Raw genomic sequence first — 14,860 nt, forward strand, 5'->3', positions numbered from 1 at the left:
CCACCCGCACCACCTGCACCTGACCGGCCGCCCATGAGCGCTCACGCCGCCCCCTCGCCCGACGCGCTGTCGCGGCGCGCCGAATTCAAGGCCGCCAAGACGGAGATGCTCGAGCGCTTTCGCCGCGCGACGAACGTCGCGTCCCTGATGCACGCGCTGTCGAAACTCACCGACGATGCGCTCAAGCGCGTGTGGGACGATTGCGGGCTGCCCGCGACGCTGGCACTCGTCGCCGTCGGCGGCTACGGGCGCGGCGAGCTCGCGCCCTATTCCGACGTCGACATCCTCGTGCTGCTGCCCGATGCGCACGACCCCGCGCTCGACGCGCGCATCGAACGCTTCATCGGGATGGCGTGGGATCTCGGCCTCGAGATCGGCAGCAGCGTGCGCACGGTCGCGCAGTGCATCGAGGAGGCGTCGCAGGACGTCACGGTGCAAACGTCCCTGCTGGAAGCGCGCCGCATCGTCGGCAGCACCGCGCTGTTCGAGCGCTTCACGGTGCGCTACCACGAGGCGCTCGACGCCCGCGCGTTCTTCACCGCGAAGGTGCTCGAGATGCGCCAGCGCCACGCGAAGTTCCAGGACACGCCGTACAGCCTCGAGCCGAACGTGAAGGAAAGCCCCGGCGGGCTGCGCGACCTGCAGACGATCCTGTGGATCGCGCGCGCGGCAGGCTTCGGCAGCAGCTGGCGCGAACTCGATACGCGCGGCCTCATCACCGACCGCGAAGCGCGCGAGCTGCGCCGCAACGAAGGCTTCCTGAAGACGCTGCGCGCGCGGCTGCACGTGATCGCCGGCCGCCGCCAGGACATGCTGGTGTTCGACCTGCAAACGCAGGCGGCCGAGAGCTTCGGCTACCAGCCGACGCAGACCAAGCGCGCGAGCGAGCAGCTGATGCGCCGCTATTACTGGGCCGCGAAAGCCGTCACGCAGCTCGCGACGATCCTGATCCAGAACATCGAGGCGCAGCTCTTTCCCGCGACGAGCGGCATCACGCGCGTGCTGTCGCCCGACCGCTTCGTCGAGAAGCAGGGGATGCTCGAGATCGTCGACGACGGCGTGTTCGAGCGCCATCCCGACGCGATCCTCGAAGCGTTCCTGCTGTACGAGACGACCCGCGGCGTGAAGGGCCTGTCCGCCCGCACGCTGCGCGCGCTGTACAACTCGCGCGAGATCATGAACAACGCGTGGCGCCGCGATCCGCAGAACCGCGACACGTTCATGCGGATCCTGCAGCAGCCCGAAGGCATCACGCACGCGTTCCGGCTGATGAACCAGACGAGCGTGCTCGGCCGCTATCTGCTGAACTTCCGCCGCATCGTCGGCCAGATGCAGCACGACCTGTACCACGTGTACACGGTCGACCAGCACATCCTGATGGTGTTGCGCAACATCCGCCGCTTCGCGGTGGCCGAGCACGCGCACGAATATCCGTTCTGCAGCCAGTTGATCGGCAACTTCGAGCGCCCGTGGGTGCTGTATGTCGCCGCGCTGTTCCACGACATCGCGAAGGGCCGCGGCGGCGATCACTCGACGCTCGGGATGGCCGATGCGCGGCGCTTCTGCCGCGAGCACGGCATCGCCGGCGACGACGCGTCGTTGATCGTGTGGCTCGTCCAGCATCACCTGACGATGAGCCAGGTCGCGCAGAAGCAGGACACGAGCGACCCCGAAGTCATCAAGCGCTTTGCCGAAGTCGTCGGCAACGAACGCTACCTCACCGCGCTGTACCTGCTGACCGTCGCCGATATCCGCGGCACGAGCCCGAAGGTGTGGAACACGTGGAAAGGCAAGCTGCTCGAGGACCTGTACCGCATCACGCTCGCGGTGCTCGGCGGCGCCAACCCCGACGCGCATTCGGAGCTGAAGTCGCGGCAGGAGCAGGCGCTCGCGCTGCTGCGCCTCGAGACCGTGCCCGAGGACGCCCATCGCGCGCTGTGGGACCAGCTCGACGTCGGCTTCTTCCTGCGTCACGACGCAGCCGACATCGCGTGGCAGACACGCGTGCTGTACCGGCACGTGAACGCCGAAACCGCGATCGTCCGGGCGCGGCCGTCGCCGATCGGCGACGCGCTGCAGGTGCTCGTGTACGTGAAGGATCGCCCCGACCTGTTCGCGGGCATCTGCGCGTATTTCGACCGCAACGGGCTGTCGGTGCTCGACGCGCGCGTCAGCACGACGCGGCACGGCTACGCGCTCGACAACTTCATCGTCACGCAGACCGAACGCGACGTGCGCTACCGCGACATCGCGAATCTCGTCGAACAACAGCTCGCGTCGCGGCTCGCCGAAACCGCACCGCTGCCGGAGCCGTCCAAGGGCCGCCTGTCGAGGCTGTCCCGGACGTTTCCGATCACGCCGCGCGTCGACCTGCGGGCCGACGAGCGCGGCCAGTACTACATCCTGTCCGTGTCGGCCAACGACCGGCCGGGCCTTCTCTATTCGATCGCGCGCGTACTCGCCGAGCATCGGATCGGCGTCCACGCGGCGCGGATCAATACGCTCGGCGAACGCGTCGAGGACATCTTCCTGCTCGCGGGTGCCGGCCTGTCCGACAACCGCCTGCAGATCCAGCTTGAAACCGAGTTGCTGCGTGCGATCGCAGTCTGAATGAATTCCAGCGTTTATGCGCACCAAACTAACCGTCAAGAATCCGAAGCCGGCGTCGCCGACCCGCGCCCCTGTCCGCTCCGGCAGCCTCGTCGCCCGCAAGGCGGTGCGTCCCGCTGCGCCGCCCGCAGGGGACAAGCCGGCCCGCCCGAAGAAGGCCGCCCCGGCCGCCGCCGGCGAACGCTCGTTCAAGCCGCGCGGCGCGGCCGGCGCCGAGCGCCCGGGCGCGGATCGCGCACCGGCCAAGCGTGCGCCGCGTGACGGCGGTGCCGAACGCGGCACGCGCGCGCCGTATCGCGACAACGCGGCCGGCGAAGGGGCGAAGCGCAGCTTCGGCGATCGCCGCACGTCGTCCGATCGTCCGCCGCGCCGTGATGACGATGCCCGCCCGCGTCGCGCCGGTGGCGACGACGACAAACACTCGTCCTATCGCGACAAGGCAGCCGGTGAAGGTGCAAAGCGCAGCTTCGGCGACCGTCGCACGTCGTCCGATCGCCCGCCCCGCCGCGATGACGATGCACGTCCGCGTCGCGCCGGTGGTGAAGGCGGCGCACGCGCGCCGTACCGTGACAATGCATCCGGCGAAGGCGCGAAGCGCAGCTTCGGCGACCGTCGCACGTCGTCCGATCGCCCGCCGCGCCGTGATGACGACGCACGTCCGCGTCGCGCCGGTGGTGAAGGCGGCCCGCGTACCCCCTATCGCGACAAGGCAGCTGGTGAAGGTGCGAAGCGCAGCTTCGGCGATCGCCGCCCGTCGTCCGATCGTCCGCCGCGCCGCGATGACGATGCCCGTCCGCGTCGCGCAGGTGGCGACGACGACAAACGCTCGTCCTATCGCGACAAGGCATCCGGCGAAGGTGCAAAGCGCAGCTTCGGCGATCGCCGCCCGTCGTCCGACCGTCCGCCGCGCCGCGATGACGATGCCCGTCCGCGCCGCGCAGGTGGCGACGACGACAAACGCTCGTCCTATCGCGACAAGGCAGCCGGTGAAGGTGCGAAGCGCAGCTTCGGCGACCGCCGCCCGTCGTCCGATCGTCCGCCGCGCCGCGATGACGATGCCCGTCCGCGCCGCGCAGGCGCCGACGACGGCAAGCGCCCGTCCTATCGCGACAAGACGGCCGGCGAAGGTGCGAAGCGCAGCTTCGGCGACCGCCCGGCCCGCCCCGCGCGCGACGGCGAACGCCGCTCGTTCGGTGCGGTCAAGACCGCGCAACCGGTCAAGCGCGCGGCGGCCGACGTCGACTACGGCGACGAAACGGGCCTGATGCGCCTGTCGAAGCGGATGTCCGAGCTCGGCATGTGCTCGCGCCGCGAAGCCGACGAATGGATCGAAAAGGGTTGGGTGCTCGTCGACGGCGAACGCATCGACACGCTCGGCACCAAGGTCCGCGCCGACCAGAAGATCGAGATCGACGAACGCGCGAGCGCCGCGCAGGCCGCGCAAGTGACGATCCTGCTGCACAAGCCCGTCGGTTATGTGTCGGGCCAGGCGGAAGACGGCTACGAGCCGGCAGCCGTGCTGATCACGCGCGCGAACCGCTGGAGCGGCGACCATTCGCCGGTACGTTTCTCGCCGCAGCACCTGCACGCGCTCGCCCCGGCCGGCCGCCTGGACATCGATTCGACCGGCCTGCTCGTGCTGACGCAGAACGGCGTGATCGCGAAGCAGCTGATCGGCGAGCAGTCGGATATCGACAAGGAATACCTGGTGCGCGTGCGCTTCGGCGAACGGCTGATCGACATCGACCAGCACTTCCCGGCGGAATCGCTCGCGAAGCTGCGCCACGGCCTCGAGCTCGACGGCGTCGCGCTGAAGCCCGCGATGGTGAGCTGGCAGAACGGCGAGCAGTTGCGCTTCGTGCTGCGCGAAGGCAAGAAGCGCCAGATCCGTCGCATGTGCGAACTGGTGGGTCTCGACGTGATCGGCCTGAAGCGCGTCCGGATGGGCCGCGTGATGCTCGGCGCACTGCCACAGGGGCAATGGCGCTATCTGTCGGCCGACGAGACGTTCTGACCGCCGGCGCGCCACACGTGCACCATGCAATGAAAAAGCCCGCGCAAGCGGGCTTTTTCTTGTCTGCGAGAAACCGGGAAAGCAGAGGGATCAGTCGTCGGAAGCCGGATCGAGCCCCGGGAACAGCACTTCCGTGAAGCCGAAGCGCGTGAAATCGGTGATCCGCATCGGATACAGCTTGCCGATCAGGTGGTCATATTCGTGCTGGACGACGCGTGCGTGAAAACCGTCGGCGACACGATCGATCTTCTCGCCGAACTGGTCGAAGCCGCTGTAGCGCACCTTCGCGTAGCGGCTGACGACGCCGCGCATGCCCGGCACCGACAGGCAGCCTTCCCAGCCCTCTTCCATGTCCGGCGGCATGTACTCGACCTTCGGGTTGATCAGCACGGTCTCGGGCACCGGCGGCGCTTCCGGGTAGCGGTTGTTGTTGCCGAAGCCGAAGATGATGATCTGCAGCCCGACGCCGATCTGCGGCGCGGCCAGGCCGGCGCCGTTCGCATGGTGCATCGTCTCGAACATGTCCGCGACGATCTCGTGCAGCTCGGGTGTATCGAACCGCTCGACCGGCTTGGCGACTTCGAGCAGGCGCGGATCGCCCATCTTCAGGATCTCGCGAATCATGGCGTATTGCCCTCCAGGAGTTGGTGCAGGCCGTCTTCGTCCAGCACGGGGATGCCGAGTTCCTCGGCCTTCGCGAGCTTGCTGCCGGCTTCGGCGCCCGCGACCACGTAATCCGTCTTCTTCGATACCGAACCGGCCACTTTCGCGCCCGCCGCTTCGAGCATTTCCTTCGCGGCATCGCGCGTGAGCGTCGGCAGCGTGCCCGTCAGCACGACGGTCTTGCCGGCCAGCACGCCCTGCGGCGCCTTCGGCGCGGGCGGCCCTTCCGGCCACGTCACCTTGCCCGGTGCGCGCAACTGCTCGATCACGGTCCGGTTGTGCTCTTCCGCGAAGAACTGATGAATCGACTCGGCGACGATCGGCCCGACGTCGTTGACTTCGAGCAGCTCTTCGATCGACGCGTCCATGATCGGCGTGAGCGAGCCGAAATGCTTCGCGAGATCCTTCGCGGTCGATTCGCCCACGTGGCGGATACCGAGCCCGTAAATGAAGCGCGCGAGCGTCGTGTGCTTCGCCTTCTCGAGCGAGTCGAGCAGGTTCTGTGCGGACTTCTCGGCAAACCGGTCGAGCTCGGCGAGCGTCGCAAAGCCGAGATTGAACAGGTCCGCCGGCGTGCGCACGAGATTCAGTTCGACGAGCTGGTCGATGATCTTCTCGCCGAGGCCGTCGATGTCGAGCGCGCGGCGCTGCGCGAAGTGCCACAGCGCCTGCTTGCGTTGCGCCGGGCAGAACAGGCCGCCCGTGCAGCGCGCGATCGCCTCGTCCGGCAGGCGCTCGATCTTCGAGCCGCACACCGGGCATTCGGTCGGCATCACGAATTCGGCCGCATCGGCCGGGCGCCGGTCGAGCAGCGCACCGACCACCTCGGGGATCACGTCGCCGGCGCGGCGCACGATCACGGTATCGCCGATCCGGATGTCCTTGCGGCGCACCTCGTCCTCGTTGTGCAGCGTCGCGTTGGTCACCGTCGCCCCGCCGACGAACACCGGCTCGAGGCGCGCGACCGGCGTGACCGCGCCGGTGCGCCCGACCTGCACGTCGATCGCGACGAGCTTCGTCAGCGCTTCCTGCGCGGGGAACTTGTGAGCAAGCGCGAAGCGCGGCGCACGCGACACGAAGCCGAGGCGCTCCTGCTCGTCACGCCGGTTGACCTTGTAGACGACACCGTCGATGTCGTAGGGCAGCGACTCGCGCTTCTCGCCGACCTTGCGGAAGAAGTCGAGCAAGCCCTCGGCGCCCTGCACGACCGCGCGCTCGCGGTTCACGGGCAGGCCGAGCGACTCGTACCAGTCGAGCAGCGCGCTGTGCGTATCGGGCATCGGCATCCCGTCGAGCACGCCGATCCCGTACGCGAAGAACGACAGCGGACGCTGCGCGGTGATCTTCGAGTCGAGCTGGCGCAGGCTGCCGGCCGCCGCGTTGCGCGGGTTCGCGAATTCGCGCTGCTCGGCCGCGCGCTGGCGTTCGTTCAGGCGTGCGAAATCGCGCTTGAACATCAGCACCTCGCCGCGCACGTCGAGTACGGCCGGCACGTTCTTGCCCTTCAGCTTCAGCGGAATCGAGCGGATCGTGCGCACGTTCTCGGTCACGTCCTCGCCGGTCGTGCCGTCGCCGCGCGTCGACGCCTGCACGAATACGCCCTGCTCGTAACGCAGCGAGATCGCGAGACCGTCGAACTTCAGTTCGCACGCGTAGTCGACCGGCTCCGTCACCGAACCGGCGAGATCGGTCGCCTTGTCGAGCGCATCGGCGACGCGCTTGTCGAACGCGACGATGTCCTCGTCGGCAAAGCCGTTGTTCAGCGACAGCATCGGCGCATCGTGGACGACCGGCGTGAAGCCGCCGGCCGCCTCGCCGCCCACGCGCTGCGTCGGCGAATCGGGCGTCACGAGTTCGGGATGATCGGTTTCGAGCTGCTGCAACTCGCGAAACAGTCGGTCGTACTCGGCGTCGGGCAGATCCGGCTGATCGAGCACGTAGTAGGCGTAGTTCGCCCGCTCGAGTTGGTCGCGCAGCCACGCGGCGCGCGCGTCGGGCTGGCTGGCTGGCGGTTCGGCTTGGGTTCGGGCCATGCTGGCGGCAGATTCGTTCTGAGAAAATCGGATGCCCGATTATCTCAGTTTGCCGCCGTGGCGGGGCGCGCAAAACGCGCCCGATGCGCGTGCTGCAGCGCAAACAGCGAGGTGTGCGCCGCAGCGACGAACGGCGGCGCCGAAGCCCGCCGCCCGTGCGTTCGCGTTACTGGCTGAAGAGGCGGCGCGTGACCGGCGAACCGGCCGGAATGCCGGCTTCCTCGAGCTTCGCGTACAGCTTCATCAGTTGCTGGTCGATCGCGACGAGCGTCGATTCCGGCAGCGGCCGGCGCGAATCGTCGACGACCCGCGCACCGATCCGTTCGGACAGCGACTTCGCGTAGTCGCACATCAGCCGGAACGGCAGGATGTCCTCTTCGGCGACCGGTACGTCGAGCACCAGCGTGATCATGTTGCCGCCCTTGTACGTGAGGTCGTCACGCAGGAAGTTCGTGTCGCCGAACTGCAGCATGAACACCGGGTTCTGCTTCGCGTCGAGCTTCACGAAACGCGTGCCGTCGCGCGACAGCAGCAGCCCGTCCTGCGACGCGACCGCCTGCACGTAGTTCGCCGACCACGGCGCGCCGTCCGACATCACGTTGATCGACAACTGGGCGTCGCATTGCGCGGCAAACGCGTCGAGCTCGCGCGCCATCGCGACCGTTTCCATCATGTCCGGGAATTCCGGCGCGCCGTCGATCGCGTCGGCGAACTGCTGGACGCCCGTCACGAATTCGGAGAACTCGAGCTCGTTCAGCGCGCCGCTGCGGTTCGCGAGCTGCGCGGCCGCGCGCAGTTCCTCGTAGCGCACGCCGTTCTGCAGCAGCTCCCACTGGCCGCCTTCGGGCTTGCCTTCGATATGCACGGGCTTGCTGCCCGCGCGGCGCAGCCGCTGCGCGGCCGGCAGGATCTTGTCGCCCGGCAGCAAACCGGTGAGGCGGATCGGCACGATGCAGTCGATCCGGCGGTCGACGATCGCCGGCGGTGCCGACGAGATCGTCGTCGCGGCCGGCAGCACGGGTTCGACCGGCTCGGCCGCTTCAGCGTGCGTGTCGTGCGCGGTGGCCGGCACGGTGTCTTCGCCGGCAACCGCGTCGACCGGCTCGACCGGCTCGGCCGACGACTCGACGCCGGTCGCCTCGGCCTGCAGATCGGCCGGCATGTCGGCAGGCGCCGCACCGCCGAAGGTCGGCTCGACGCGCGCGACTTCCGCCGACGCGGCAGCCGCAGCAGCCGGCGCCACAGGCTCGCGCCGCACCGGCTGACGCACCGGCTCGATGAACGGCAACTCTTCGTCGCGCTCGGGGCGGTTCATCGCCTCGGCCGCTTCCTCCGGCATCGGGCGCGGCATCCTGCGCCGCACCTTCGCGCCCTGCCATGCGTTGTAGACCACGACGCCGCCCACCACGACGGCGCCCGCGCCGATCAAACCGAGTGTCAACTCGTCCATGCACGCTCCATCAGCAATTCTTGTTCGTCGGAACCGCGAACGGGCGCCCATGCGCCGCGCGAACGCGGTCCGGTTTCGTCAAACGTCAATTCTGGGCAAAACCCGCGGCGGTTTCCATGTCCACCGCGACGATCCGCGACACGCCCTGCTCCTGCATCGTCACGCCGATCAGCTGCTGCGCCATCTCCATCGCGATCTTGTTGTGCGAAATGAACAGGAACTGCGTCTTGTCGGACATCGCGCGCACGAGATTCGCGAAACGCTCGGTGTTCGCGTCGTCGAGCGGCGCGTCAACCTCGTCGAGCAGACAGAACGGCGCCGGATTGAGCTGGAACATCGCGAACACCAGTGCGGTCGCGGTCAGCGCCTTCTCGCCGCCCGACAGCAGGTGAATCGTCGCGTTCTTCTTGCCCGGCGGCTGCGCCATCACCTGCACGCCGGCATCGAGGATCTCGTCGCCCGTCATGATCAGCTTCGCCTGGCCGCCGCCGAACAGGCGCGGGAACAGGTCGCTGAAGTGACGGTTGACCTCGTCGAAGGTGCCTTGCAGCAGCGTGCGGGTTTCCTGGTCGATCTTGTGGATCGCGTCCTCGAGCGTCGTGATCGCGTCGATCAGGTCGGCCGACTGCGCATCGAGGAACACCTTGCGCTCGCTCGCGGCCTTCAGCTCGTCGAGCGCGGCCATGTTCACCGGGCCGAGCGCATTGATCGCGTTGTTCAGGCGCGTGACCTCGCCTTGCAGGTACGACGGCTTCAGATCCGGCGTGAGCTTCTCGCGCAGCGCTTCCTCGTCGACCTCGGCCGCCGTCAGTTGCTCGGCGAACTGCTCGACCGCCAGGCGCGCGGCCTGCTCCTTCAACTGCAATTCGGTGATGCGGTCGCGCAGCGGCTGTAGCGAGCGCTCGGCGACGAGCCGCTGCTCGTCCGACGCGCGCAGCTTCGCGGTCAGGTCGTCGAGTTCGATCCGCGCGGCCTGCAGCGCCTCTTCCTTCACCGCACGAACTTCGAGCGCGTCCTGCAGGCCCGTGTGCGCGGTCTGCTCGTTGATCGTCTCGAGTTCGGCGCGTGCGTCTTCCAGCGATCCGGCAACACGTTCGCTCTGCTCGTGCGCGACCTGGATGCTGCGCTTGAGTTCGTCGATCCGCGTGACCGCGTTGCGTGCGGCGAAGCGCGCGTCGTTCGCGCCGCGCTCCAGGTCGCGCGCTTCCTGACGCGCCTGCGTCAGCGATTCGTCGAGTGCTTCGAATGCGAGCTGGTTGTCCTCGAAGCGCGCCTGCAGCTCCGCGAGTTCGCCGTCGAAACGCTCGAAATTCGCTTCCGATTCCGCGCGCATCGCGCGCTGCTCTTCGATCTGCGCGCCGATTTCCTCGAGTTCCTCGCGGATCTGCGTGCTGCGCTGCGTGTAACGTTCGTGCGCCTGCGCGAGCTTCAGCACGTCCATCTGCAGCGCGTGCACGCGTTGCGTCGCACGCTCGGCCTGTGCGCGCACGTCGCCGAGCGCCTGCGTGGCCTGCGTGTGCGCGGCTTCCGCGCGCACGGCCGCCGTGCGCGCCTCGTCGGCGAGCAGCGCCTGCGCACGCACCTGGCGCGTCAGGTTTTCGATTTCCTGCTGGCGGGCCAGCATCCCGGCCTGCTCCGAATCGGCGGCGTAGAGCTGCACGCCGACGCGCGTGACAACATGGCCGGCCTTGACGACGAACGCGCCGCCTGCCGGCAGCTGCGTGCGCGTCGCGAGCGCCTGTGCGACGTCGTCGGCGACGTACACGTTGCCGAGCCAGTCGTTCAGCACCGCACGGATGCCCGCATCGTCGATGCGCACGAGCGACAGCACCGGACGCAGACCCGCCACGGCCGCGGGCGGTTCGCCGGCCGCGGGCGGCGCATAGAACGCGAGCTTCGCCGGCGGCGCATCGGTCGCGAATGCCTTCACCCAGTCGAGATTCGACACTTCGAGCGCGGCGAGACGCTCGCGCAGCACGGCCTCGAGCGCCGCTTCCCAGCCGGCCTCGACGTGCAGCTTCTTCCACAGGCGCGGCAGCGCGCCGAGCTCGTGCTTGTCGAGCCACGGCTGCACCTTGCCTTCGGTCTGCACGTTTTCCTGCAGTTGCTTCAACGCGGCGAGACGCGCCTCGAGCTGGTGGATCTGCGCGGCCTCGGCCTGCACGCGCTCCTGCGCGGCACGGCGTTCGCCATCGAGGCGCGGCACCGTTTCCTGCGCGTCGGCGAGGCGCGCCTGCGCTTCGGCAAGGATCTCTTCCTGCTCGGCCAGCTGCATGCGCAGCTCTTCGAGCTGGGCCTCGTCCGGCGCGTCGAGCCCGCCCGCTTCGCTCTTCAGGCGCTCATGGCGCTGCTGAAGCTGCTGAAGCTGCTGGTCGGCGTTGCGCTGGTGCGCGGCCTCGAGTTTCAGCGACTGTTCGGTCTGCGCGATCCGCGCGCGCTCGTCGTTGAGCTGCGCCTGCGCATCGCGCCATTTCGCTTCGAGCGCCGGCAGCGCGTCGTGCTTCGCGGCGGCGTTGTCTTCGGCGAGCGCGGCCTTCTCGTCGGCCATCGCGCGCGCTTCCTCGGCTTCCTCGAGCTCGTCCTGCGCCTTCTCGGCCTGCGCGCGCCATTGCTCGCGCTGCGCGTTCAGCGCGGCGATCTGCGCCTGCACGCGATTGCGCGATTCGACGATGAACTTGATCTCGGCTTCGAGACGGCTCACCTCGGCATTCGCCTCGTAGAGCGAACCCTGCGCGCCCTGCATCGCGTCGCTCGCCGAGTAATGCGCGACACGCAGCGTCTCGAGCTGCGCCTCGACCTCGCGCAGCTTCGCCGTCTGCGCCTCGAGGTCGATCTGCGCCTGTTCGGTCGCGCGCTGCTGCTTCTGCTGCTCGCCCGCGGCCTCGTTCTTGCGCAGCAGCCACAGCAGGCGCTGCTTCTCCTCGCCGTCGGCGACGAGTTCCTTGTACTTGGTCGCGACGACGGCCTGCGCCTCGAGCTTCTCGAGGTTCGCACCGAGTTCGCGGACGATGTCCTCGACGCGCGTCAGGTTCTCGCGCGTGTCGTGCAGGCGGTTCTCGGTCTCGCGGCGGCGCTCCTTGTACTTCGAGACGCCCGCGGCTTCCTCGAGGAACACGCGCAGCTCTTCCGGCTTCGCCTCGATGATCCGCGCGATCATGCCCTGCCCGATGATCGCGTACGCACGCGGCCCGAGGCCCGTGCCGAGGAAGATGTCCTGGATGTCGCGGCGACGCGCCGGCAGGTTGTTGATGTAGTAACTCGACGTGCCGTCGCGCGTGAGCACGCGCTTCACGGCGATCTCGCCGTACTGGCCCCACTGGCCGGCCGCGCGGCCGTCGGAGTTGTCGAAGATCAGTTCGACGCTGGCCCGGCTGCCGGGCTTGCGGGCGGTCGAGCCGTTGAAGATCACGTCCTGCATCGACTCGCCGCGCAGCTCGGAAGCGCGCGACTCGCCGAGCACCCAGCGCACGGCGTCGATGATGTTGGACTTGCCGCACCCGTTCGGGCCCACCACGCCGACAAGCTGGCCCGGAACCTGGAAATGCGTGGGATCGACAAAGGATTTGAAGCCAGCGAGTTTGATCGAGCTCAGACGCACGGCGGTATCGGATGTGAAGAAGGTGTGAAACGGACGGAGCCGCACTGCGCGAGGCCGGACGGCCCATGCGCGCGACGCGCCCCGGAATTCAAAAGCGGGGCCGCGCGCATCCAGCGTTGGGCCCCGCAAACGGCTTCCATCATACCATCGCGCGTGCACCGTCCCGACCGTCGCCGGGTTTGTCCGGTGCCGGCGCGGCACGATGGACCCGGCTCGACAGCAGCGTGGCCAGCACGATGCATGCGCCGCCCGCCCACTCGCGCGCGGTCGGCAGCTCGTTCGCGAACACCCACGCCGACAGCGCGGTGATCACGATCTCGAACAGCATGATGATCGACGCACGGTTCGCCGGCACACGCGCGAGCCCGTACTGCACGAGCAGGTTGTTCGACGCCATCGTCACGCCGATCGCGACGATGATCAGCGCGGCGACACCGAGCTGGCCGCCCGCCGGCGCAGCCGGCAGCCCCTCGAACAGCGACGCGATCGCGCCGAACACGGCCGCGCCGCCGAACAGCGTCGCGGTGCGCATCTCCGCGCGCATCTCCGGCAGTTCGCGGCTCGCCTTGATCACGAGCACGTTGCTCATCGCGAAACTCAGCCCGGCAGCGAGGCCGGCCCATTCGGCCGGGCTGGCCGGCAGCGGCAGGCCGAGCGCCGGCGACCACAGCATCAGCATCGCGCCGCCGATCGACAGCGCCGCGAGCCCCGCGCCGGCCCAGGTCAGCCGCTCGCGCAGCAGGAAGTGCGCGTAGATCGCGGTCCACGCGGGGGTCAGGTAGAACAGCAGCATCACGCGCAGCACTTCGCCGTGGATCGTGCCCCACACGAACCCGAGGTTCGTCACGCCGGCCGTCACCGCGATGCCGGCCAGCACCCAGTGCCAGCGCAGCGTCGCGATCGTGCGGTGCCGCGCGACGATCACGAACAGGAACGCGACGAGGCTCGTCAGCGCGCTCGCGAGCGTGCCCGTCACGCCGAGCGACGCAAGGATCCGCAGCGGATACCAGATCAGGCCCCATACCGAGGCGCCGATCAGGATGGCCAGCGTCGGCAGGCTGCCGCGTACCGCGTTATTCATTTGGTTCGATACCCTTTATTCGACCGGCCCGGCCGCCGTTCCGGCAGGCCGTGACCGCGTTCCGTCACGCTATAATCGCCCGTTGCGACCCGTGCGCCCGCGGCGCCCGTTCGCAGCCGCGCGGCGCGCCCGCCGCTTCTTTCGCTCCAACCGGCCGCGATGGCCGCTTCGCCCGTGAACCCTCGACTCGACTCGCTCCAGCCCTATCCCTTCGAAAAGCTGCGCGCCCTGTTCAAGGACGTGACGCCTTCCGGCGCCCTCAAACCGATCAGCTTCGGCATCGGCGAGCCCAAACATGCGACCCCGGCGCTGATCCGCGACACCGTGGTGGCCGCCCTCGACGGTCTCGCGTCGTACCCGGCCACCGCCGGCTCGGACGCGCTGCGTACGTCTATCGCGCACTGGCTCGAGCGCCGCTACGGGCTGCCGGCCATCGATCCGGCCACGCAGGTGCTGCCCGTGTCGGGCTCGCGCGAGGCGCTGTTCTCGCTTGCCCAGACGGTGATCGACGCACGCCCGTCCGAAACGGGCGAGAAGGCGATCGTACTCTGTCCGAATCCTTTCTATCAAATTTACGAAGGCGCGGCGCTGCTGGCCGGTGCCGAACCCTATTTCGCGAACAGCGACCCGGCCCGCAACTTCGCGTGCGACTACGCGTCGGTGCCCGACGCGGTCTGGGCGCGCACGCAGCTGCTGTACGTCTGCTCGCCGGGCAACCCGACGGGCGCCGTGCTGACGCTCGACGACTGGCGCGAGCTGTTCGCGCTGTCCGACCGCCACGGTTTCGTGATCGCGTCCGACGAGTGCTATTCGGAGATCTATTTCGACGAAGCGGCACCGCCGCTCGGCGGCCTCGAGGCCGCGCACCGCCTCGGCCGCGGCTTCGAGCGGCTCGTGATGCTGTCGAGCCTGTCGAAACGCTCGAACGTGCCGGGCATGCGCTCGGGTTTCGTCGCCGGCGACGCGGCGCTGCTGAAGAAATTCCTGCTGTACCGCACGTACCACGGCGCGGCGCTGTCGCCGGTCTGGCAGCACGCGAGCATCGCCGCGTGGAACGACGAGGCGCACGTGCGCGAGAACCGCGCGCTGTACCTGCAGAAGTTCAACACGGTTACGCCGATGCTCGCCGACGTGATCGACGTGAAGCTGCCCGACGCGGCGTTCTACCTGTGGGCCAACGTGTCGCGCACCGGCCTGTCGGACACCGAGTTCGCCCGTCGCCTGTACGCCGACTATAATGTGACGGTTCTGCCCGGCTCGTACCTGGCGCGCGATGCGCACGGCACGAATCCGGGCCGCGATTTCATCCGGATCGCGCTCGTCGCGGGCACCCCCGAATGCGTCGAGGGCGCGCAACGCATCGTCGATTTCTGCCGGTCTCTCGCGCGGTAATCGTCCATCCGATCAATTC

At 68.6% G+C, this 14,860-nt stretch carries 8 protein-coding genes; 3 read left to right on the top strand and 5 right to left on the bottom strand.

Annotated elements, in window-relative coordinates:
• Positions 1-33: 33 nt before the first annotated feature.
• Positions 34-2,610, top strand: a complete 2,577-nt coding sequence (locus ACTJLD_RS26900) for a [protein-PII] uridylyltransferase (RefSeq protein WP_060170433.1) — start codon at positions 34-36, stop codon at positions 2,608-2,610.
• 16 nt (positions 2,611-2,626) lie between these two features.
• Positions 2,627-4,624: a pseudouridine synthase gene (locus ACTJLD_RS26905; protein WP_440659977.1), complete on the top strand. Its 1,998-nt coding sequence runs from the start codon at positions 2,627-2,629 to the stop codon at positions 4,622-4,624.
• A 90-nt stretch (positions 4,625-4,714) separates the two neighbouring features.
• Here ACTJLD_RS26905 and def read toward each other — a convergent pair whose 3' ends face one another.
• The 5 genes from def to ACTJLD_RS26930 form a co-directional block, all read right to left on the bottom strand.
• The gene (gene def, locus ACTJLD_RS26910) at positions 4,715-5,248 is read right to left on the bottom strand and encodes a peptide deformylase (RefSeq protein ID WP_059532269.1); all 534 of its coding nucleotides are present in this window, start codon (positions 5,246-5,248) and stop codon (positions 4,715-4,717) included.
• The gene (gene ligA / locus ACTJLD_RS26915) at positions 5,245-7,320 is read right to left on the bottom strand and encodes an NAD-dependent DNA ligase LigA (RefSeq protein ID WP_440659979.1); all 2,076 of its coding nucleotides are present in this window, start codon (positions 7,318-7,320) and stop codon (positions 5,245-5,247) included. Before ligA ends, def begins: the two co-directional genes overlap by 4 nt.
• A 166-nt stretch (positions 7,321-7,486) precedes the next feature.
• Positions 7,487-8,770: a cell division protein ZipA C-terminal FtsZ-binding domain-containing protein gene (locus ACTJLD_RS26920; protein ID WP_440659981.1), complete on the bottom strand. Its 1,284-nt coding sequence runs from the start codon at positions 8,768-8,770 to the stop codon at positions 7,487-7,489.
• Positions 8,771-8,855: 85 nt separating this feature from the next.
• The gene (smc, locus tag ACTJLD_RS26925) at positions 8,856-12,368 is read right to left on the bottom strand and encodes a chromosome segregation protein SMC (protein WP_440659983.1); all 3,513 of its coding nucleotides are present in this window, start codon (positions 12,366-12,368) and stop codon (positions 8,856-8,858) included.
• Positions 12,369-12,507: 139 nt separating this feature from the next.
• Positions 12,508-13,449: a DMT family transporter gene (locus tag ACTJLD_RS26930; RefSeq protein WP_027787082.1), complete on the bottom strand. Its 942-nt coding sequence runs from the start codon at positions 13,447-13,449 to the stop codon at positions 12,508-12,510.
• A 159-nt stretch (positions 13,450-13,608) separates the two neighbouring features.
• Between ACTJLD_RS26930 and dapC the strand changes: the two genes are divergently transcribed.
• Complete coding sequence (gene dapC / locus ACTJLD_RS26935; RefSeq protein ID WP_440659985.1) at positions 13,609-14,841, top strand: succinyldiaminopimelate transaminase; 1,233 nt, start codon at positions 13,609-13,611, stop codon at positions 14,839-14,841.
• Positions 14,842-14,860 lie beyond the last annotated feature (19 nt).

Origin of the sequence: Burkholderia sp. 22088 (genome assembly GCF_052045915.1) — a bacterium.
In the GTDB taxonomy this organism is placed as follows: Bacteria; Pseudomonadota; Gammaproteobacteria; order Burkholderiales; family Burkholderiaceae; genus Burkholderia; species Burkholderia cepacia.